21 protein-coding genes, 1 pseudogene and 1 riboswitch are annotated in these 20,999 nt (G+C 27.7%); of the genes and pseudogenes, 1 reads left to right on the forward strand and 21 read right to left on the reverse strand.

Annotation, left to right across the window (positions count from 1 at the left end; genetic code table 11):
- Positions 1-40: 40 nt before the first annotated feature.
- From ACYUEW_RS17410 to ACYUEW_RS17495, 18 genes and pseudogenes are all read right to left on the reverse strand, one after another.
- A pseudogene (locus ACYUEW_RS17410) lies at positions 41-322 on the reverse strand (hypothetical protein); the annotation flags it as partial.
- A 69-nt stretch (positions 323-391) separates the two neighbouring features.
- Positions 392-913, reverse strand: coding sequence for a nitroreductase family protein (locus tag ACYUEW_RS17415; protein WP_159034513.1), 522 nt, complete (start codon positions 911-913; stop codon positions 392-394).
- Positions 914-942: 29 nt separating this feature from the next.
- The gene (locus ACYUEW_RS17420; RefSeq protein ID WP_159034514.1) at positions 943-1,644 is read right to left on the reverse strand and encodes a Fic family protein; all 702 of its coding nucleotides are present in this window, start codon (positions 1,642-1,644) and stop codon (positions 943-945) included.
- 229 nt (positions 1,645-1,873) lie between these two features.
- Positions 1,874-2,302 (reverse strand): GNAT family N-acetyltransferase, encoded by a 429-nt coding sequence (locus ACYUEW_RS17425; protein WP_159034515.1) that lies wholly within the window; start codon positions 2,300-2,302, stop codon positions 1,874-1,876.
- Between the two features lie 187 nt (positions 2,303-2,489).
- Positions 2,490-3,056, reverse strand: a complete 567-nt coding sequence (locus ACYUEW_RS17430; RefSeq protein WP_231701394.1) for a GNAT family N-acetyltransferase — start codon at positions 3,054-3,056, stop codon at positions 2,490-2,492.
- A 289-nt stretch (positions 3,057-3,345) separates the two neighbouring features.
- Positions 3,346-3,972 (reverse strand): precorrin-8X methylmutase, encoded by a 627-nt coding sequence (locus ACYUEW_RS17435; protein ID WP_159034516.1) that lies wholly within the window; start codon positions 3,970-3,972, stop codon positions 3,346-3,348.
- Between the two features lie 126 nt (positions 3,973-4,098).
- Complete coding sequence (locus tag ACYUEW_RS17440) at positions 4,099-4,683, reverse strand: sugar O-acetyltransferase (protein WP_159034517.1); 585 nt, start codon at positions 4,681-4,683, stop codon at positions 4,099-4,101.
- A 98-nt stretch (positions 4,684-4,781) separates the two neighbouring features.
- Positions 4,782-6,104, reverse strand: a complete 1,323-nt coding sequence (locus ACYUEW_RS17445) for a cobyrinate a,c-diamide synthase (RefSeq protein WP_159034518.1) — start codon at positions 6,102-6,104, stop codon at positions 4,782-4,784.
- Between the two features lie 256 nt (positions 6,105-6,360).
- Positions 6,361-7,335 carry a porphobilinogen synthase gene (hemB, locus tag ACYUEW_RS17450; protein ID WP_159034519.1) on the reverse strand — a complete coding sequence of 325 codons (975 nt, stop codon included), beginning with the start codon at positions 7,333-7,335 and terminating at the stop codon, positions 6,361-6,363.
- Between the two features lie 90 nt (positions 7,336-7,425).
- Positions 7,426-8,886, reverse strand: a complete 1,461-nt coding sequence (gene cobA, locus ACYUEW_RS17455) for a uroporphyrinogen-III C-methyltransferase (protein ID WP_159034520.1) — start codon at positions 8,884-8,886, stop codon at positions 7,426-7,428.
- Between the two features lie 302 nt (positions 8,887-9,188).
- Positions 9,189-10,061 (reverse strand): hydroxymethylbilane synthase, encoded by an 873-nt coding sequence (gene hemC, locus ACYUEW_RS17460; RefSeq protein ID WP_080333497.1) that lies wholly within the window; start codon positions 10,059-10,061, stop codon positions 9,189-9,191.
- Positions 10,030-10,677 carry an NAD(P)-dependent oxidoreductase gene (locus tag ACYUEW_RS17465; RefSeq protein ID WP_042386340.1) on the reverse strand — a complete coding sequence of 216 codons (648 nt, stop codon included), beginning with the start codon at positions 10,675-10,677 and terminating at the stop codon, positions 10,030-10,032. The genes hemC and ACYUEW_RS17465 overlap by 32 nt, the downstream gene beginning before the upstream one ends.
- 385 nt (positions 10,678-11,062) lie before the next feature.
- Positions 11,063-11,749, reverse strand: coding sequence for a CbiQ family ECF transporter T component (locus ACYUEW_RS17470; RefSeq protein WP_460277547.1), 687 nt, complete (start codon positions 11,747-11,749; stop codon positions 11,063-11,065).
- Entirely contained in the window at positions 11,727-12,026 is a 300-nt protein-coding gene (locus ACYUEW_RS17475) for an energy-coupling factor ABC transporter substrate-binding protein (RefSeq protein WP_003360875.1), read from the reverse strand. The genes ACYUEW_RS17470 and ACYUEW_RS17475 overlap by 23 nt, the downstream gene beginning before the upstream one ends.
- A 3-nt stretch (positions 12,027-12,029) precedes the next feature.
- Positions 12,030-12,749 carry an energy-coupling factor ABC transporter permease gene (locus tag ACYUEW_RS17480; protein ID WP_003489179.1) on the reverse strand — a complete coding sequence of 240 codons (720 nt, stop codon included), beginning with the start codon at positions 12,747-12,749 and terminating at the stop codon, positions 12,030-12,032.
- Positions 12,750-13,012: 263 nt separating this feature from the next.
- On the reverse strand, positions 13,013-14,101 hold the full coding sequence (locus tag ACYUEW_RS17485) for a pyridoxal phosphate-dependent aminotransferase (protein ID WP_042386337.1): 1,089 nt from the start codon (positions 14,099-14,101) through the stop codon (positions 13,013-13,015).
- Between the two features lie 227 nt (positions 14,102-14,328).
- Positions 14,329-15,291: an adenosylcobinamide-phosphate synthase CbiB gene (gene cbiB, locus ACYUEW_RS17490; RefSeq protein WP_003489175.1), complete on the reverse strand. Its 963-nt coding sequence runs from the start codon at positions 15,289-15,291 to the stop codon at positions 14,329-14,331.
- Positions 15,292-15,548: 257 nt separating this feature from the next.
- Complete coding sequence (locus tag ACYUEW_RS17495; protein WP_159034522.1) at positions 15,549-17,030, reverse strand: cobyric acid synthase; 1,482 nt, start codon at positions 17,028-17,030, stop codon at positions 15,549-15,551.
- A 143-nt stretch (positions 17,031-17,173) separates the two neighbouring features.
- A riboswitch (cobalamin riboswitch) is annotated at positions 17,174-17,354 on the reverse strand.
- Positions 17,355-17,744: 390 nt separating this feature from the next.
- On the opposite strand from ACYUEW_RS17495, the gene ACYUEW_RS17500 reads away from it, so the two are divergent.
- Positions 17,745-18,512, forward strand: a complete 768-nt coding sequence (locus ACYUEW_RS17500) for a MerR family transcriptional regulator (protein ID WP_003489170.1) — start codon at positions 17,745-17,747, stop codon at positions 18,510-18,512.
- A 139-nt stretch (positions 18,513-18,651) separates the two neighbouring features.
- Here the strand turns inward: ACYUEW_RS17500 and ACYUEW_RS17505 are convergent, their stop codons facing one another.
- The 3 genes from ACYUEW_RS17505 to cobU form a co-directional block, all read right to left on the reverse strand.
- Complete coding sequence (locus tag ACYUEW_RS17505) at positions 18,652-19,143, reverse strand: hypothetical protein (RefSeq protein WP_003489168.1); 492 nt, start codon at positions 19,141-19,143, stop codon at positions 18,652-18,654.
- 8 nt (positions 19,144-19,151) lie between these two features.
- Complete coding sequence (locus tag ACYUEW_RS17510; protein WP_003489166.1) at positions 19,152-20,078, reverse strand: hypothetical protein; 927 nt, start codon at positions 20,076-20,078, stop codon at positions 19,152-19,154.
- A gap of 88 nt (positions 20,079-20,166) precedes the next feature.
- Entirely contained in the window at positions 20,167-20,724 is a 558-nt protein-coding gene (gene cobU, locus ACYUEW_RS17515; protein ID WP_460277529.1) for a bifunctional adenosylcobinamide kinase/adenosylcobinamide-phosphate guanylyltransferase, read from the reverse strand.
- Positions 20,725-20,999 lie beyond the last annotated feature (275 nt).

Genomic DNA, 20,999 nt, shown 5'->3' on the forward strand with positions numbered 1-20,999 from the left:
ACTTAATTGTTGTATTATAAACTCTTAATCTAAACATGTTTTTTGAAAAAATATAAGGTAAAAATTCTAAGTATATACCGAGTATAATTGCACCTAATACAATACTTGGTATATTATGCTTACCGAATCTTACATTTAATGATTGTTTGGCCATTTCTATCACAAATCCAATAATAATCAATCCTATAAATAAAAATTTTTTGTAATGCTTGTATTTTTTAATTTTATTTACTAATGCAACATGAATATTAGTTTTTTCAATCATTTTTTCAACGCAGATAATTAAGACCATAAAAATTATAAAATGTAGAACTACCTTCATATTTATAATCTCCAATCAAATTTATTACTATTTAATGCATTCTTTATAACACATTAATTCTTATTTTTCTTAAATAAATTTATTAACATGAATTTTATCAAAATCTAATTTTTCTTCACTTATAGGTTTCTTAACTTCATCTTTGTATCCTATGGCTATTATAGATTCCACCTTATAATTTTCTTTTATATTTAGTTTTTCTTTTATATAATCCTCTGCCATTTTATTTTCATCATAGCTTCTATTTCTTATTTGTGACCAGCAAGATCCTAAACCTAAAGATTCCGCTTCAAGTTGTAATATTATAGAGGCTATAGAGGCATCCTCTACCCATACATCACTTTTATCCTCATCCCCTAATATAACTACTGCTAAGGGTGCATCCTTTATAAAAGTTCCTCCATGAGGTTTACAGTTTGAAATATCCTTTAAAATTTCCTTATCTTCTAAAAATATAAACTCTAAAGGTCTTATATTTCTAGAGGATGGGGCTAAAAGTAATGCCTTTTTTAAAGCTTCTACTTTTTCCTCTTCTATTGGCTTTTGTTGAAATTTTCTTATGCTTCTTCTTTGTTTTAATAAATCTAACATAATTTTATTTCCCTCCAAATTTATTAAATTTAAAAATCCCATAAATCTTTATTTACTTCTTTAAAATCATTAAGAGATTTTAAATATTCAACTAAGGGTGCATAATTTCCTATTGAAGATTTTGCTAGTGATTTTCTATATAAATCCTCTGTATCCCAAGATATTATAAATAAAGGCAAGTCATTTTCTAACAGTTGTTTTAACATTAAGAACCTACCTATTCTACCGTTACCATCTTGAAATGGATGAATCATTTCAAATCTAAAATGGAATTCTGATATTATATCTAAATTTATAATTTTATTTTGGTAGTACCATGATATAATATCTTCTAATTTGTATTCAACTTCATAAGGTTGAGCTAGTTGTACATTAGTGCCTAAAATAGTATTAGGTATTTTCTTAAATACTCCTGAAAATCCCCTTTCATAATCTGTTGTATTATGCTTTAACATACTATTTAAGTATTTTATATATCTCATATCAACCTTTTCATCGATAGTATCTATAATATAATCAAACACATAAGCTGAATTTACAGTTTCCTGAACATCATCTAATGTATGTTTACCTTCAACAACATTTTTATCTAATAATAATGCAAGAGATTCAGTAGTAAATGTACTTCCCTCTATTCTATTTGAATGATATAAAAATTCATGCCTAAGCTTATAATAAATTGAGTTTTTTATATCCTTAGCTATCTTTATATTTTTTATGAATTTATCCACTTAAATTCACTCCTTATATTTATTATCTCTAATATATCTATTTCTCTATTTTCTGTATTAATAATTCCATTATCTTCTATAATAAATTTTATATTATTTCCCAATTAGTATTATTATATACTATTAACAATGCTAGAATATATTATTTTATAAACTTTATTGTAGACATGTTATAAATTAATCATTTTATTTAACTAAATTCTAGTTTCCTATTAATAATCATTATGATTTATATATTTTTCTTCATAAAATATCTTTTATGATTCTCTGGACACTGATCTAATACGCCGAAGATTTCATATCCATGCCTAATGTAAAAATCCTTTGCTTGAAAATCAAAAGTATCTAAATGAATTAAGTGGCAATCTTTTTCTTTAGCTATTTTTTCAAGTTCTTTTAAAAGTTTCGTACCTAATCCATCTTTTCTATATTCTTCTTTAACCCATAAAGCATCTATATATATACAATTCCAACAATACATATTACTAAGTATTCCTGCAATAATCTCTCCATTTGTATCTTCAATAACTCTATTTATACATAAAAGAGGAACTTCTTGTTTACCAGGAACCTTTGATAAGTTGTATTCAACTATCCTATCAACAATTAAATCTGCTTCCTTCTCACTACTACTTTCTCTAATAATGTAATTATTCATATCTACACCCCCAAATTTATAAATATTTAGCCTTCCCCTACTTTATCAATTAATCAATTTTATATTTGAATTATGACGTAAAGACACCCCAAAATTCAATTCATGAATAATGCCGTGCTTAAGTAAACTGTTCGTTTTTTCAGTTATGACGTTAAATATGAAAAATGCGTAACAAATATAATGATATTTATGGCAGATTTCTATATTTTCTGTAGTAAAAGTAACTATCACTTTCCATGTTGGATTGCTTATGTCCTATAGGTGTTCTTTTTTCGAATAATTCAAAGTCACATTTCTCCGCAAGACGGCAAGAAGGGACATTTGCACAATCAATAGACAATATAAGATACTTTATATCTGACACGCTAAAGCACCAATTGACTAAAGCATTTATGGCTTCTTTTGTGTATCCTTTTCTCTGATATTTTTCTGACATAAAATAGGCTACTTCAACTTCATTTAATGTATCTTCAAGTCCCATGCCAACCATTCCAATCATTTCATCCGTATCAGGTAATGCGATAGCATATCTTTTATTCTTATAAATATCTGTTGAATTTTTTTCAGTTTGATGCCAATCAATATATCCCCAATATGACTGTGGTGAATCACCATTTTCTGCCCAATCAGGCATAAATCGAAAAATGTTTTTCTCTCTAACAATCCTATGAAGATTTTGGGCGTCTTTCCTCTCAAAATCTCGAATTATTACGTGATTTGTTTCTATTTTCATAGTCTCTCTCTCCCCCATCATACATAAATAATCATTGTTTTAAATGATGACATCTGCCATATAAGTACAGTAATCTCATAAATTTTTCCGAACCCAAAATGCACTATCTTAATACAGTTAGTTAGTTTTAAAATACAAGCACGATTTAATCACACTTAAAATCATACTACATATTCCATATATTTTTATATTTGTATAAAAATATAATACTTTTTAAACTCCGTATTATTCAATTTTCAAAGAACATTGTTCCTATCACCATTTTTAATATTTACGTCACATTTTAATCGTATTATGAATAAAACATTTCTTATCTTTTTACTAACATATACATTAGTGCATTTACTATAGAAGCTGCAACATTGCTTCCACCTTTTCTTCCTCTTATAGTTATAAAGGGAACATCTAATTTTTCTAATTCTTTTTTTGATTCCGCTGCGCCTACAAAACCTACTGGTACTCCTATTATAAATTTGGGATTTGCTTTTCCTTCTTTCATAAGTTCCATAAGCTTATATAAAGCTGTTGGTGCATTTCCAAAGACAAAAAATTCTATTCCTTCCTCTGCTGCTAGCTCTACTGCTGCCATGGATCTTGTTATACCTCTGTCCTTTGCAATTAGAGCTACATCTTCTTTAGATACAAAACATTGAACTGTAGAATTCAAATCCTTTAGAGCCTTTTTATTTATACCTGATAGAGCCATGTTGGTATCTGTATAAATTTTTGTACCCTTTTTAAAAATTTCTTTTGCTGCCTCTATGGCCCCTTCCTTTATATAGATTAAATCCTTATATTCAAAATCTGCGGTAGTATGTATTACTCTTTTTACTATTTTTAATTCTTCCTCTGAAAAACTATGTTGTCCCATCTCTTCTTCTATTATTTGAAAACTTCTTTTTTCTATATCCATTGGTTTTTTTATATAATCTTTCATAACTCTATCTCCCTGCCTTTAAGCCTTAAACATATTAAATAAATATCGTACAAACTGGAATTTACCATTTCATCAAATTTTATATAAAATTCTGATTTTCCAGCCCAATATACTGAAATTGGACAATTAACCATTATCCCTCACAACTCTGCAAGGATTTCCATAAGCAATCTTATTAGAGGGAATATCCTTGGTAACAACACTACCTGCACCAATCACTACATTGTCTCCAATAGTAACACCTGGCATGATAATAACTCCACCGCCAATCCAAACATTGTTTCCAATTACAACTGGAGCTGTCTGTGTCTTGCAAAACTCAAAAGAACCATCTTCCTTAACTTCTCCAAATCTTTCTTGTAAATTTGTGGGATGAAATGCTGTATAAATTTGCACATTTGGAGCAATTAGAGCATTATTACCAATAATGATTTTATTATCATCTAAAAAAGTGCAATTCATGTTTACTTCACAATTGTTTCCCAAATATATGTTATTTCCATAATCTACGAAGAATGGTGCCGTTATCCAAAGATTAGCGCCTCGCCCTCCCAACAATTCTGTTAAAATCCTATTTTTCTGTTCCAAATTTTCAGAATTTGTTTGGTTATAGTCACGAACCAAGTTTTTTGCCCTATGCCATTGCGAAAGCAGTTCGCTATCTCCACAGTCATAAAGTTCTCCTGCCAACATTTTTTCTCTTTCAGTCATTTTAACTTCCTCCATAAATTCATATTTTAATAAGTTAAATAAAAATTCACTTTAGAATATATTATCATTTAATCCTGATATATTATATTTTAAAATTTTTATCTGTTGAATAAATTTTTTATAAAGTCCATATTTCCGAAGAAATGTACATGAGCATATGCTGCCAATGTATTATTTTTTACATATCCACAGTTCCATTTTTTTGTGGAATCATCATAGAGATTTTTAGTAAGTTTATATATTTTATCATCTTTTAAATCCACATAGGATTTATGAAATTCATGACAATTAATTGTTAAATCCTTAGGTAATATTTTATTTTCTTGTTCCACTTCTATCTTCGCATACCCAAAATTTTGAAGTCTTTTAGTCATATGACATTTACCTTTAAAAAACCCTACTGCTTCCTTGTAATCTCCATCTAAATCTTCTATGCCTTCTGTTAAATACATAAGTCCTCCACATTCTGCATAACATGAAAGTCCATTATTTAATGCTTTATTTATACTACTTAGCATGGATTTATTTTCTCTTAATTCCTTTATAAAAACTTCAGGATATCCTCCGCCTATATATAAAAAATCTAAATCATGTGGCAATTTTTCATCCTTCATAGGACTAAAATATTTTATGTTCCCTATATCTTCTAATAGTTCTATGTTCTCCTTATAATAAAAACTAAAGGCTTTATCATAAGGTATGCCTATATTTAGATTTTTGTTTTCTAAGTAAAAATTATCTTTATATTTTTCTGTTTTTTCAAAGTGATTTATTAAATTTTCTATATCTACATATTTTAAAATCAATTCACTACATATATCTATTTTTTCTTCTAAATCTTTTATTTCGCTACTTTGTATAAGACCTAAATGTCTACTTTTCAATTCTAATTTTTCTTCCTTTGGTACATATCCAAATACCTTTAGTTTACAATTCTCTTCAATCAATCTTTTAAGTAAATTATAATAACTTTCACTTACTTTATTAAAAATTACTCCAACTATATTTATCTTTTCATAATTTAATATTCCCATGATTTCTGCACATAATGTTGCACTTTGAGCTTTTGGAGTTATTACTAAAACCACCGGTAAATTTAAGACCTTTGATAGATGGGCTGTAGAATATTTTGTATCTATACCCTTACCATCATATAATCCCATTACTCCTTCTATTATACCTAAGTCACCTTTTCCTCTGCTGTAGGATGCTTTAACTCCATCCTCTCCCATTAAAAACAAATCTAAATTTCTAGAACTGTTTTTTGTTACATAAGAATGAAAGGCAGTATCTATATAATCAGGACCAACTTTATATCCTTGAACTTTATAACCTTTTTTAATTAAAGCTTTCATAAGCCCTAAAGTTACTGTAGTTTTTCCTCCGCCACTACTATTGGAAGATATTATTATACTTCTCATAAAAACACCTCTTTAATTCAGAGTACAGAGTACAGAGTACAGAGTACAGAGTACAGAGTACAGAGTACAGAGTACAGAGTACAGAGTACAGAGTACAGAGTACAGAGTACAGAGTACAGAGTACAGAGTACAGAGTACAGAGTACAGAGTACAGAGTACAGAGTGAAATTTTTTCATGGGATGAAAAAATTTCACTCTTCACTGTAAACTAGACACTTATTTTCTTTAGATTTAATTTTAAGACAACTTATGCATACTATTTTCTGTCTTCTTTTAGCCAAGCACTTGCTTCGAATGCATAATAAGTTATTATTATATCTGCTCCTGCTCTTTTTATTGATGTTAGCATTTCTAGGGCTACTCTTCTTTCATCTATTAGTCCTTGTTTAGCTGCTGCTTTTACCATAGCATATTCTCCACTTACATTGTAAGCTGCTAACGGAAATTCAAATCTATCCTTTGCCATTCTTATAACATCTAAGTATGGTAGAGCTGGTTTTACCATTACTATATCTGAACCTTCATTTATATCATCTTCTATTTCAAGCATTGCTTCTCTTCCGTTTGCTGGATCCATTTGATAAGTTTTTCTGTCTCCAAATTGTGGTGCTGAATTAGCTGCTTCTCTAAAAGGGCCATAGAAAGCTGAACAATATTTTGCACTATAAGCCATTATACCTACATGTTTAAAATTATTTTCATCTAATATTTTTCTTATAGCATAAACTCTTCCATCCATCATATCTGAAGGAGCTATCATATCTGCACCGGCTTTTGCATAGGATAAAGATATTTTTGCTAAATATTTTAATGATTCATCATTGTCCACATTATGACCATGAATTATTCCACAATGTCCATGACTTGTATATTGGCACATACATACATCTGCAACTATATATAATTCTGGCATTAATTCTTTTAATCTTCTTATACCCTTTTGAACTATTCCATTGTCATCAAAAGCTGCAGAACCACATTCGTCTTTATGATCTGGTACTCCAAATATCATTATACCTTTTATGCCTGATTTTTTTACTTCCTCTACTAATTCCTCTAATCTATCTATAGAATAATGATAATTTCCTGGTAATGAAGATATTTCTTCTTTAATATTTTTTCCTTCTACTACAAACATTGGGTATATAAAATCTTCTTCTCTAATCACTGTTTCTCTTACCATAGCTCTTATTGCTTCATTTTCTCTTAATCTTCTGTGTCTTCTAAACATAACTCTCGTCTCCTTTTAATATCTAGCCTAAGCTAATTAAATTGAATTTATTTATATATAAACTATAAAGATTTTATAGATTTATAACATCTAGTTAAGGTCTAAAAGTTTATCTATTATGCCATTTATAGAATATTCATCACAAATACTGCATTTTATATTATTTTTATCTAATTCTTTGGCTGTAATAGGACCTATTGCTATAATATCTTTTTCTTTTATACTATCTATGTCCACCATGGAAATCATATTTCTAACAGTAGATGGACTTGTGAATAATACTGTGTCTGCATTTTCAAATCTTTCAGTGTATGTACATTGTCCACATAAAGTTTCATATATATGTACTTCATCTACAATGCAACCTTCTTTTCTTAATGCATCCACAAGAAAGGGTCTTGCATCTTTTGAACGAGGCACAAGTATCTTATCTCCCTTTTGTATATGCTTTCTCATTTCTTCAAAAAGACTTTCTGCTACAAAATGCTTTGACTTAACGCTTGGCATTATTCCTCTCATCCTTATTGCCTCACTGGTGGCTGGTCCTATAGCTGCAAATTTAGCATTAATATTTCTAATATCTATATTTTCTCTAATCAAATAATCAAATAATATTTTAACTGCATTTACACTGGTTAAAGCTATATAATCATATTCTTTTAATTTACTTAAATAAGACTTTAAATTATCCTCTGTATTTTTTATTTCTATGGAATTTATTTCTGTAACTTCAGCCCCTAAATCTAAAAGTTGAACTTTTAATTCCTTAGCTTGCTCTTTTGTACGGGTTATGGATATATTTCTTCCAAATAAAGGCTTTTTTTCATACCAATTTAATTTATCTGAAAAACTAACTACTTCTCCTACTACTATTATTACTGGTGACTCTAGTTTAGCTTCTTTTACTTTTTCTACTATATTTTCTAAGTTACCTATAACTTTTTTTTGCTTTGAGGTAGTGCCTTTCATAACTACTGCTATCTTACTTTCTTTGTCCATTCCATTTTCTATAAGACCTTTAGTTATTAATTCTAATCTTCCAAGACCCATTAAAAATACTAAAGTTCCTCCTATATTAGCCACAGATTTCCAATCTATATCTAATTTATCCTTAGTCATAGCTGTAAAAATATGAAATCCCCTTGATATTCCTCTATGGGTTATAGGAATTCCTGCATAATTTAGTACAGACACTGGAGAAGTTACTCCTGGTATAACTTCAAATTCTATATTTTCTTCTAAAATATCTAAGGCTTCTTCTCCCCCTCTTCCAAATACATAGGGATCTCCACCTTTTATTCTTCCTACAATATGACCTTCTTTTGCTAACTTAACTAGCATTTTATTTATTTCATCCTGACTTTTATAATGACAGCCCGGTTCTTTTCCACAATAATAAATTTCACAACTTGGTGCTAAATATTTTAACAATTCTCCATTTGCTAATCTATCATACATAACTGCAGTACATTTTTTTAGGGCTCTTATAGCTTTTAAAGTTATTAATTCTTCATCCCCTGGCCCTGCACCAATTAAATATACCTTACTCATATTTTCCTCCTAAACATAAAAGTGTGGGATACCTTTTTATTTAAAATTACTTTTTCCCACTAATCCCACTTATAATACTCGCATATTCTATTAAAGTGAGTATTATTAATTTATAATCATAATAATTACCTTATATCTTAATCAAACATAACTATTCATACTAAATTTATAATTCCTATACTTCGCATAGTAACTGATAATCCTCTTTATAAGCTTTTATAAAATTCCTATAAACAAACTTTACTTTAGTATAAGAATAACTTAATGAACATATCTTATCTAATCTATGAAAATGCCTACTTTTAGTCCTTTAATATATGTTCTGCTAAGGCTATACCTAATTTTTCATACTGATCTTTAGTTCCTGTAATTTCTTTTTTAATAATTTTATTTTTTCTTTCAAATATGCCTATTATATGCATTATATTATCTTTTATAGATGCATAGGCTCCTATAGTTGAATGGCAATCTCCATCTAGTTCCCTCATAAAAGCTCTTTCTGCCAAAACACATATTTTTGAATTATAATGATCTAAATCTTTAAATAACTCCTTTTTAGGATGCTCCTCCATAACTTCTATGCCTAAGGCACCTTGTCCAATTGCTGGTACCATTTCTTTTGTATCAAAATAGTCTGTAATTAAATGATCTAAATTTACCCTTTTAAGACCTGCTACTGCTAATATTATTCCATCTAGATTTTCTTTTTTTATTTTCTCTATCCTAGTTTGAACATTTCCTCTTATAGGAACAATATCTAAATCTGGACGTAGAAGCTTTAACTGGGCTGCTCTTCTCCTACTACTTGTACCGATTTTAGCACCTTCTCTTAAATCCTTAAATTTTATATTATCTAAGGATATAAAGGCATCTCTTACATCTTCTCTTTCAGGAATAGCTATTATTTCAAATCCCTTAGGCATTTCATAAGGTACATCCTTCATGCTATGTACTGCTGCATCTGCCCTTTGTTCTAACATAGCTACTTCTATGTCTTTAACAAATAGCCCTTTTCCACCTATCTTATCTAAAGATACTTCTAATATTTTATCTCCTATAGTTTCTATCAATAATTTTTCACATTCTATATCATGCTTTTTATTTAACGAATCTATTATTATTTCTGTTTGCACCTGAGCAAGCTTACTTCTTCTTGTGGCTATTACAAAATTCAAAATCCATACCTCCATAAAACATTGATAAGATTAGATTACCATACCCTTTTTCAAAAAAGAAGTGAAAATCATTGCTGCAGATAAAATCTATAATCTCATCTTTCATAGGATTATTTTTTGTGATGCTTCTTATATATGTTACATATTCTATATAATTATCATATTTTTCTAAGTCTCTTTTTATTTTTTCTCCTATAAAAGAAGTAGCTTTTGGACAACCTATTTTGTTATTTAAAGCTAACACCATAGTTTTACTTTCCCTTTGAAAACTGTTAAAACATAGGCTTTTATCTTTATCAGAACAATCTATGTATAGTTTACTCAATTCGTCACAATTATTTCTTATTTCATTATTTACTTCTTCATCTTCTGTAGCTATAACAACTAAATGCTTATCTAATATGTATTTTTTATCATAATTATTTTTTATAAATTCTACATTGTTATATGTTTTTAAATTTAATACATCCTTTGAAAACTTAGGAGCTAGTATATATAAACTACATTCTCTATCTAAAAAAGCTTTCCCTTTTATAAAAGCTGCCCTTCCCCCTCCTACTATTAATATTCTTATTCTTCTAGACTTTAAAGCAATAAAATTATATTTTTCCTGCAAATTTACCCACTCCAAAATTTCATCTTCTATAATTTAAATTTAATATACTAAAGAATCATAATATAAAGTATTTATAGTAATCTTAAACCATTGTTTTTCCTTAATTCTAATTATATACTTCTATAAATATAATTAAAAATATTATGTTTTTATATACAACATAACTTTTTACTTATATACTATTAATTTTTATTATTTTAATAATTTACTAGATTTATAAATCAAAAACCTTCATTATTTATATAAGTAGCCTTTAACGAACGAAGACTTAATCTTTCTAAATAGTTTTTAAATAACAAGCCTTATTATTTATGTCAATTGGGTTCTAACTATTTAAATTTATATAATCAGCTTCCAATCTTTTATAATTCTTAAATTGTTGTTTTTATTTTAAAAATATTACTAATAATAGTATTAAAATAATATAGGTGAGTATACTAAAAAATCTTATATAAGAAAAATCAAATTCTCTCTCTAAATAAGGCATATATCCTACATATCCTCTACTGTCTAATCCTTCTTTTATTATTTTCCATCTACTTAATGTATTTATAAAAAGAATAGCTGCCATTTTTCCTGTATTTCTAATTTTAAGTTTAAAGCTGTCAAATCCACCTCTAGATTTTATAGAACTATATAAAATATTATATTCATCATTTATGACTACCAAAAATCTTTCCATTCCCTTGGCAATATCACAGATATCTTTAAAATATTCTTTTTTGCCCAGGCAATAAAGCATATCATCTATAGGTGTGGTAAGTGAAAAAAATGAAAGACATAAGCCTGCACTTACACTTTTAAGTATGAGAGTTAATGTGTATACAATTCCATAATCAAAAACAAAAGTTATAGAAGATATGGCTGCAAAAACTGTTACCTCTAGAGTTATTTTTGTAAATATTTTTTTATTATTTTTAGAAATGATATTTATAAATAGGAAAAATAAAATATTGCAAAAAACAATTATGTAGTTTTGAGTAAATCCCAAAATTACAATTGGGATTATACTCAAAACTGCCTTTTCTAAAGGATGTATATTAGAAAGCTTACTGGTTCTTGACAGAAGCATTATTGTTCTTAGCATTCTTCTTTTTACCTATATAATATCCTATAACTCCAGCTCCTAATGCTGCTTGTGATGCAAATAATAAACTTTCTATTTCTCCTGATGGTGGTTCCCAAATACTTTCAAACCAAGGCTCATAATCTTTATTCATTTCTTCTATAATACCTTCTGCTTGGTCATCAGCTCCTGCAAATTCTCCACCTCTTGCTCCTCCTATAAATAAAGAAGCAAGTATAACTACTACAGATACTATAGTTATAATAATATTTTGTTTTTTCATATACTATACCTCACTTAAAGTTTTTAATTCTTCTTTTGAATATTTCATCATAAACTCAAAAATCATTATAGTTATTAAGCCTTCTATAATAGCTAGTGGTATTTGAGTTAGAGAAAATATGGTAGCAAATTTAGCGAAGGCTGCCATAACTCCCCCTGTTTTTGCTGGGAAAGATAGTGCTAACTGCAATGATGTAACAGTATATGTAGCTAAATCTCCTAAGCTTGCTGCCAAAAACACAGCTAATTTTTGATTTTTATTTTTTAATCCTTTATATATTAAATAAGATACTATGGGTCCTACTATTCCCATAGAAAAAGTATTAGCTCCAAGAGTTGTTATTCCACCATGAGCTAGTAATATGGCTTGAAACAAAAGCACTATTACTCCAACCACTGATGCTACAAAGGGTCCAAATATTATGGCTCCAAGACCTGTTCCTGTTGGATGTGAGCAACTACCTGTAACTGATGGTATTTTCATAGCAGATAGTATAAATGCATAAGCTGCAACAACTGCTAATAACATCTTTAAATCCTTATTCTTTTTAGTTTTTTGTCTTATGTGTTTTACACCTATTACTATAAAGGGTGCACTTAAAACAAAATATAGTGCTGCCCACTTAGGTGGTAAAAATCCCTCTGCAATATGCATGGCATATGCACTTTGTGATAAAGCTAGTACAAGTGCGGTCGTTAATAAAAATAAATACTTCTTCTTCATTTTTCCCCCTCCTATTTTTTATTAATTAAACTATAATATTTTTATAATATTTAAAATATAGTTATCTATTTTTCTCATTGCCAATACTCCCTCTTCTATGAAACTGAGAACTCTTAAAATTCTTAAGCTTTAAAAATATGTATCTTTTTTATAAAATTATTCTTTGCTTTAAAAACAGCTATATATTTCATATAATTATTCTTATATTTAAAACCAACTATTCATTTTATGAAATAATTCTTCACTTTAAAGGGAATTTTCTTTTACTTTATTTCCTTTAAAATATTTACTAAAGCCTGATTAAGCTCTCTAGTTTTTATTGCAAATCTTACATAATCATTATTTAAAGTTTTAAAGTCCTTACAAATTCTTAAAACAAATCCTTTATCTAAAAGTCTTTGTTTAAGCTGTTCTCCTGTAATATCCTTTAACTTACAAAGTATAAAATTACTATATGTGCTGTATACATCTTGAAACAAATCACATTTTTTTAGATTTTCATAGATAAATATTTTTTCTTTTTCTATATAATTTATGGATTTTTCTATGAACTCTTCATCCTTTAAAACATATTTAACTGCAATTTCTGCAAAACAATTTATATTCCAAGGATTTTGTTTTTCTCTTATTTTATTTAAAAATTCATTATTAAAACTTATCCCATAGCCAAATCTTATGCCTGGCATAGAAAAAAACTTAGTTAGAGCTCTTATTATAAAAATACACTTGTATCTTTCACATAAGTTTAAAAAACTAAAGGAATTCTTTCCTGTAAACTCTATAAAAGCTTCATCTAAAATTACAATTTTATTATTTTTTTCGCAATAATCTAATATGTATATAAACTTATCTTTATCTATTACTGATCCATTAGGATTATTAGGATTTCCCAATATTATTCCTTCTGTTTTTTCTAAGGATTTTTTTATATTTTCATAGTTATATGTCATATCTTCATTTAAATTACAATAATCTATTTGTACATTCCATTTTTTCGCACATAATTCATATTCAACAAAGGAAGGCACTAAAATAGATATGCTTTTCAAATTACTTATAGCTAAATCTATTATTTCTACGGCACCATTGCCTAAAACCAAGTTTTCTTCTTTTATGTTAAGTTTGCCTACTTTTTCTTTATAAAAATAATCTAGAAAAAAGCTTAAATAGTCTATTAAATTTCTTTTTAAATTTCTATACTGAATATCTGGATAAATTTGTACCCAATTTAGGGCTTCCTGTAAATTATCTTTAAAACTGTCTGGCAACCCTAGAGGATTTATATTAGAACTAAAATCTATAAGTTCTTTTCCTTTTAAAATTCCTTCTGTATAAATATCTCCACCATGCATATAAATACCACCTTTTTTAAACAATTACGAATTAAGAATTAAGGTTATAATTTTTCATTACATTAAAAACTTCTAAAAAATTTATATAGATTTTTAACTTCTAAAGTTTCCCTATCAATTACCTGCTTTTCACTTTAATTTAATTACCAAAATTAAAGAACTGTCCCTATAATTAAATTAATTATTGCTTATCATTAATTTTCAAGATAAAAAGCTAGCTATATAGTTTAAAAAAGTTTAAAAATTATAACACACATTACTATCATTAACGCTTCACTAGCATACATAAGTTTTATGCTTTCCTTTATGTGTATTGGTGCTAATTCCTTTATTTCATCTCCTATAGTAGGTTTTTCTACCACTTGCCCAAAATATACATTTGTTCCTCCTAATTGTATCTTTAAGGCTGCTGCTGTAGCTCCTTCTGGATAGGCACAATTAGGACTTTTATGATTTTTTCTATCTCTTATCATTATTTTAAAACTTTTAAATGGATTGCCCCCTACTATTGGCGCTGATATACACATTAATATTCCTGTTAATCTTGCTGGTACAAAATTAAAAACATCATCTACCTTAGCTGGGAAAAATCCTATATATTTATATTCATCATTTAAATATCCAAGCATAGAATCCATAGTATTTATTCCTTTATACATCATAGCTAAAGGTGCTCCACCAATTATTGCATAAAAAAGTGGTGCTATTATACCATCGGATGCATTTTCTGCTACGGTTTCTACATCTGCTCTTATTATTTCATTTTCAATTAAATCTTTTGTTTCTCTTCCTACTATATAAGAAAGTTTTAATCTTGCATCCTCTATATTTTCTTTATATAAAGCATGATATATCTTTATAGCTTCTTCATGGAGACATTTAGCTGCTAAAGTTGTCCATATTATTAAAATATTTAGCCCGTGATAAATATAAAAATTAAATTTAAAAGCTTGCAAAATCATAAATGGAATTAAAAAACTAGCAAAACACACTATCGCTACAATTATTTCACCATAGAGCTTTAAATTTTCCTCATTTTTCACTTTAGCTCTAAATTTTTTTTCTAAAAAATTAATAAGCCTCCCTATGTATATAACTGGATGGGGAAACCAATGAGGATCTCCAATAATCCAATCTATAAAAACCGCTATAATTATATCTACAAAATTTGCAGTTACATTTAAATACATCTCATTATCATCCTTACATTCTTACTTTTTTTATCATATGTCTAAAATCCCTAACATTTAGTCTTATATAAAAGGGACTACTCCACTAAATAACTCCTTTTGCTAGAGCATAAGAAATTCTTATAGCAAGTGAAACTTGTAAAAAATCTAATACTAATAATCAAAGCTTTCAATAATCTTATTACTAAAGAGTAAATCTTCTAAGAAATATTTCCATAAGATTTATAGTAATAAAACTATCTTTCTAGAGCTAAAAATTACTTAATGCCTATAATGGAATAAATTTTTTCCATGTCTAAGCTTTGTCGTACTATATCTGCAATCTTATCTAGTTCTTTTTCTCTCATATGTTCATATACTTGTGATTTCTTCTTGTTTAAACCTTTTTTAACTCTTAATTCATTTATTATTTTTTCTCTAAAAGCTACTCCATCAAAAATCCCATGGATATAGGTCCCCATTATGTTTCCTTTTCTATTTATTGCTCCATCAAAGTAATCTACTTTTTCTCCATTTTTATCATAGATTTTAAATAATGGAGTAACATTTTTACCATATTTACTTATTCCCATATGTATTTCATAACCATAAACAGCATTTTCAGTCTCTTCATCTAAAAGTCTTGCAGAAACCCGTGTTGTAACCTTTTCCTCTTCAAAGATAGTTTCCATATCTAAAAGATTTAATCCATCAATCTCTCCTAAATCTGTCTCCACTTTGTATGGATCTTTAATTTTACTACCTAATACTTGATATCCTCCACAGATACCTATTATTTTGCCCTCTCTACTATATTCTTTTATACGTTCTTCTAATCCACATTGTCTTAAATAAAGTAAATCCTCTATGGTATTTTTACTCCCTGGTATTATTAATAGATCCGGCTCTTTAAATTCCTCTTTTGAAGTTATAAATCTTATAGATACATCCTCTTCTGATTTTAAAGCATCTAAATCTGTAAAGTTTGATATATGAGGCATCTTTATTGCTGCTATATCAATTGGTGCATAGGCTTTTTTATTAAATTCTACTGCTCCATCCTCATCCTCTAACTGTAATCTAGTGTAAGGGACTACCCCTAAACAAGGTATATGTACTATATCCTCTAGCATATCTAAACCTGGTTTTAGTATTTCTACATCTCCTCTAAACTTGTTTATTATGGTTCCTTTTACTCTTTCCTTTTCTCCCTCTTTTAAAAGAAGCATAGTTCCTGCTAAGGATGCAAAAACTCCTCCTTTATCTATATCTCCAACTAAAAGTACAGGTGCATCTATAAGTTCTGCCATACCCATGTTTACTATATCTCTATCTCTTAAATTTATTTCTGCAGGGCTTCCAGCCCCCTCCATAACAACTATATCAAAATCTTCTTCTAATTTATTAAAATGCTCTTTTAGCATATCTTTAAACTTTAATTTTAAATTATGATATCCCATAGCTGTACTATTTCCGTACACTTTACCATTAACTATTATTTGACATTTTTTATCTGATGTAGGCTTTAAAAGTATAGGATTCATATAAACCTCTGGCTCTAAACCAGCTGCATAGGCTTGAAGTACTTGAGCTCTTCCCATTTCTTTTCCATCTAAAGTTATATAAGAATTTAAAGACATGTTTTGTGATTTAAAAGGGCAAACACTATATCCATCCTGCTTAAATATTCTACAAAGGGCAGCCACTATAAGACTTTTTCCTACAGAAGATGCTGTTCCCTGAATCATTATTTTAGCCATAAAATTCTCTCCAATTTCAATTTATTTTTTAATATAAAAATTGGCTATAAACTTTAGAGTTTATAGCCAATGCATAGTTAAAAATAGGCATAGTTCACCTATATTATATTCCTTTTGCACAGTTATCTTTCCCTCCGAAAGTTTACCTAATAAAAATCTAGGCAGGTCTCCTGGCTCATGATTCTTCCTCATCTTTCCCTTCCCCTTTATAAAGAGTGGTTTATTAAAGATTTGTCCTCAATTACAGTAGCGGGGGCTGCTGTGGATTTTACCACATTCCCTTTTCACCTTTTATGTAAAGGCACCTAAATTTTTTTATTAAATTACCATATTTAAGGTTATAACAAATATATCTTATTGTCAACAAACAATTATTTATACATACATTTCTTATTATTATATTTATTTATACTTAATATCTCCTACATTATTATATTAACACCAAAAGAAATTTATCAATAAACTTAATAACAAAATTTTTTTAATATGTTATAGTTAAAATATTCTTAGATTTTATCTATATAATGGTAAAAGCAACACTTTCTTATTTGTTACCTTTACACTTTTTTATATTATTTATTTTCTGGTAAATTATAATAAATGAATTACTAAATTTTATTTATATAACACTTAAAAATTAATTATAAAAATTTCAAATAACCATTGACCCTAACACTGTGTTATAGCTTATTATAAAAATAGAGGTGATAAACATTGCATTATAAAGTAAAAGAAGTTGCTGACATGGCCGGCATAAGTGTACGTATGCTTCATCATTATGACAAAATAGGTTTACTTAAACCAGAGTCTATAAATACTGCAGGTTATAGACTTTATTCAGATGAAAATCTTGATAGATTGCAACAAATTCTATTTTTTAAAGAACTTAATTTTCACCTACAAGAAATAAAAATCATTTTGGACAGTCCAAATTTTAATAGAAAAGAAGCTTTAAAAACTCATAGGCAGTTACTTTTAGAAAAAAAGATAAGACTTGAAAAAATTATACAATCTGTGGATAAAACCATAGATTGTATTGAAGGAGGAATAAAAATGGATAAAAAAGAAGTGCTTGGAGCATTTGATATGACTAAAATAGAAGAACATCAAAAGAAATATTCAAAGGAAGTAAAAGAGAAATATGGAAACACCTCTGCTTATAAAGAAAGTAATGAAAAAACCTCTAAATATACAAAAGAAGATTGGAATAATATAATGAAAGATTGGGATGAAATTTATAAAAAACTAGTAAATCTTATGGATAGAGATCCAGGGCATAAAGAAGTTCAAGAAGCTGTTCATGATTTTAGAAATCATATTTCTAAAAACTTTTATAACTGTACTCCTGAAATATTTAGAGGTCTTGGAGATCTTTATATTAATGATGAAAGATTTACATCCAATATAGATAAATATAAAGTTGGTCTTTCTAAATTTTTAAGAGAAGCTATTAATGTTTATTGTGATAATATAAAAGAATAAATGTAAAACTTTTTTAAATCTATAAATCGTTTCTCTAATATATCACTTAACATATATTTCAATATCATGTTTGTGTAAAAAAGGCAAACCCAAATTATGAAGATAGATCTTAAAAGCTTCAAATTGGATTTGCCTTAATTTATTGTTGTTTTTTTACATTTAAAAATATTTCTTTTAAAATATTTGTATTGTTTTTATCAAGAACATAACTCAATTCTGTTCCAGAAAAAATTATGTATGATTTCCCTTCTGAATCACCTACCAAAATGTACAAAAGAAAGTAACCATCATACACATTATTGTCTTCAACATATTTTAGGTTAGGTTGTATATGATAAGAATATTTAAATGATTCTATATTAGCATCTTTAGGAACTTCTATTTTTTTAATTCCCTCTGATGTATCTAGTGAATTCATAATCACTTTAAACTTTGATAATTTTTCTTCATCATAAATTACACCTATCTTATCATTACTAAATTTAGAAAAGCTATTAAACTTAAAAACATCTATGCTTGATAATGATGAAATTTCCATTCTAGCTTTATCTGTGTTAGTAAAATGTCTATATGACAAGCCTATAAATATAACAATGAATACAATAAAAATAATTTTATTAGTCTTTTTCATTATAAACACTATCTTGGAATTACTAATCCTGTATGTTTATGATATGTGTAAGGGCAATTTCTTAGTGAATTTTCATCTCTTGTAAAGCTTGAACAATAAGCTGCCCTTTTTGTTGTATTACACTGACAAGAGCCTTTGCTTGTACATCCACTTCCTGCTTGAACTAATGCTATATGACAATCACTTGCATAAAAATTCCTTACGGCTTTAGCTTTGTCAGCAGCACTTCCAGTTCTCCAGTTATAATGTACATCATCTGTAAGTTGTCCATTAAATCTATTACAATGAACTGTATCTCCAGTATAATATTTATCTCCATAGCCTTTTCTAGCACTAGCTTTTAAAGATCTAGCATTATGAAGATCCTTACCACATGAATCTTCTAACTGATCCATTTTCTCCAGAAGTTCTCCAGAACTAACTCTAAAGACAGATTCTGATTTATTTGAACTTGTTTGTTTAATATCTGTTGTAAAAAAATTGTCTGATACTATAGCTCTATTTTCTCCATTAACTGCACTCATGTTTTTAGCCTTCATATTACTATGGTTTGACTGTTTATTTAATTTAGAAATTAATTTAGTATTTTTAGGTATTATTATAGTTCCTTTTGAACTAACTTCTACTGGATTACCATCGGCATACAAAGTAAGTCCTTTCTCAGTAGATGGTTGAATTCTAGTTCTAATTTTCACTTCAACAGAATCTTCTAAATACTTTATTTCAGCCTTTAAAGACTCTCTTAAAAATTTCGTATCTTCATTTGTAAACACTTCTTCAAAAACATTCTTACTAAACTTATCTGTAGTTTCAGTATATACCTGTACCTCCTTAGTATCTTTCTCCTTAGCATAAGATACTGATGGCACACTAGCTATTAATGACAAGTTCAAAGTTAGTCCAAGAATCAATTTGCATATTTTTTTAATTCTCATAACAATTCCCCCTATCCATGGTAAATAATACCATATTATCTATTATAAGTAAAGATATATTTTGTTCATATCCCTTGGGGGAACATTTTTATTTTATTTTTAATGGTATTCCGCAGGTTACTAAATAAACCTCATCACTTAAAGAGGCTATAAATTTATTTATAATACCTTGAAAATCTCTAAATATTCTACCTAATTTATAAGCTGGCACAATACTATAACCCACCTCATTAGTAACTAATATTATATCTTTGTTTTCTTCATTTACTGATATTATTAAATCGTAAAATTCTTTTTTAATACTTTCCAAAATCCTATCTAACTCTTCCTCTTTAATATTTTCATAATCTATTTCTTTATGAAACATTAGGTTTGTTGTCATTACAGTTACACAATCTAATAAAATGTTTTTCTCATTATAATGTTTTATTATTTTTCCTAAATCCTTATATCCTTCATAGGTTCTCCATGCACTATTTCTTCTTTTCTTATGTTTTTCTACCCTATGTTCCATTTCCTTATCTGTAATCTTTGCCGTAGCTATGTACAAAACACTTTCCTCATTTTCAAGTAAGCTTTCTGCAAATTCACTTTTACCGCTTCTTACGCCACCTGTTATTAATACAATTTTATTTTTTTCCTTCATATTTACTTCTCCATTCTAATACTTATGTAAAAAATATTTAGCACTTTTCAAATGCTTATTCTTCATGTAAAACTATTTAGTTATATTTAGCAATCATTTGATTTTTATATTTTCATTTAAAAGATATTTGTAATAGAAAAACTGTTTTGTATTTATTATAACAAATACAAAACAGTTTAATAAACTTATGAAGTTATTCTTATACTTAATAATTTTTGTATTAAAGTTTACAAATTTCAATTGGAATATTACATACAAAATACATAAATAAATTA

The organism is Clostridium sp. CTA-1, assembly GCF_054768215.1.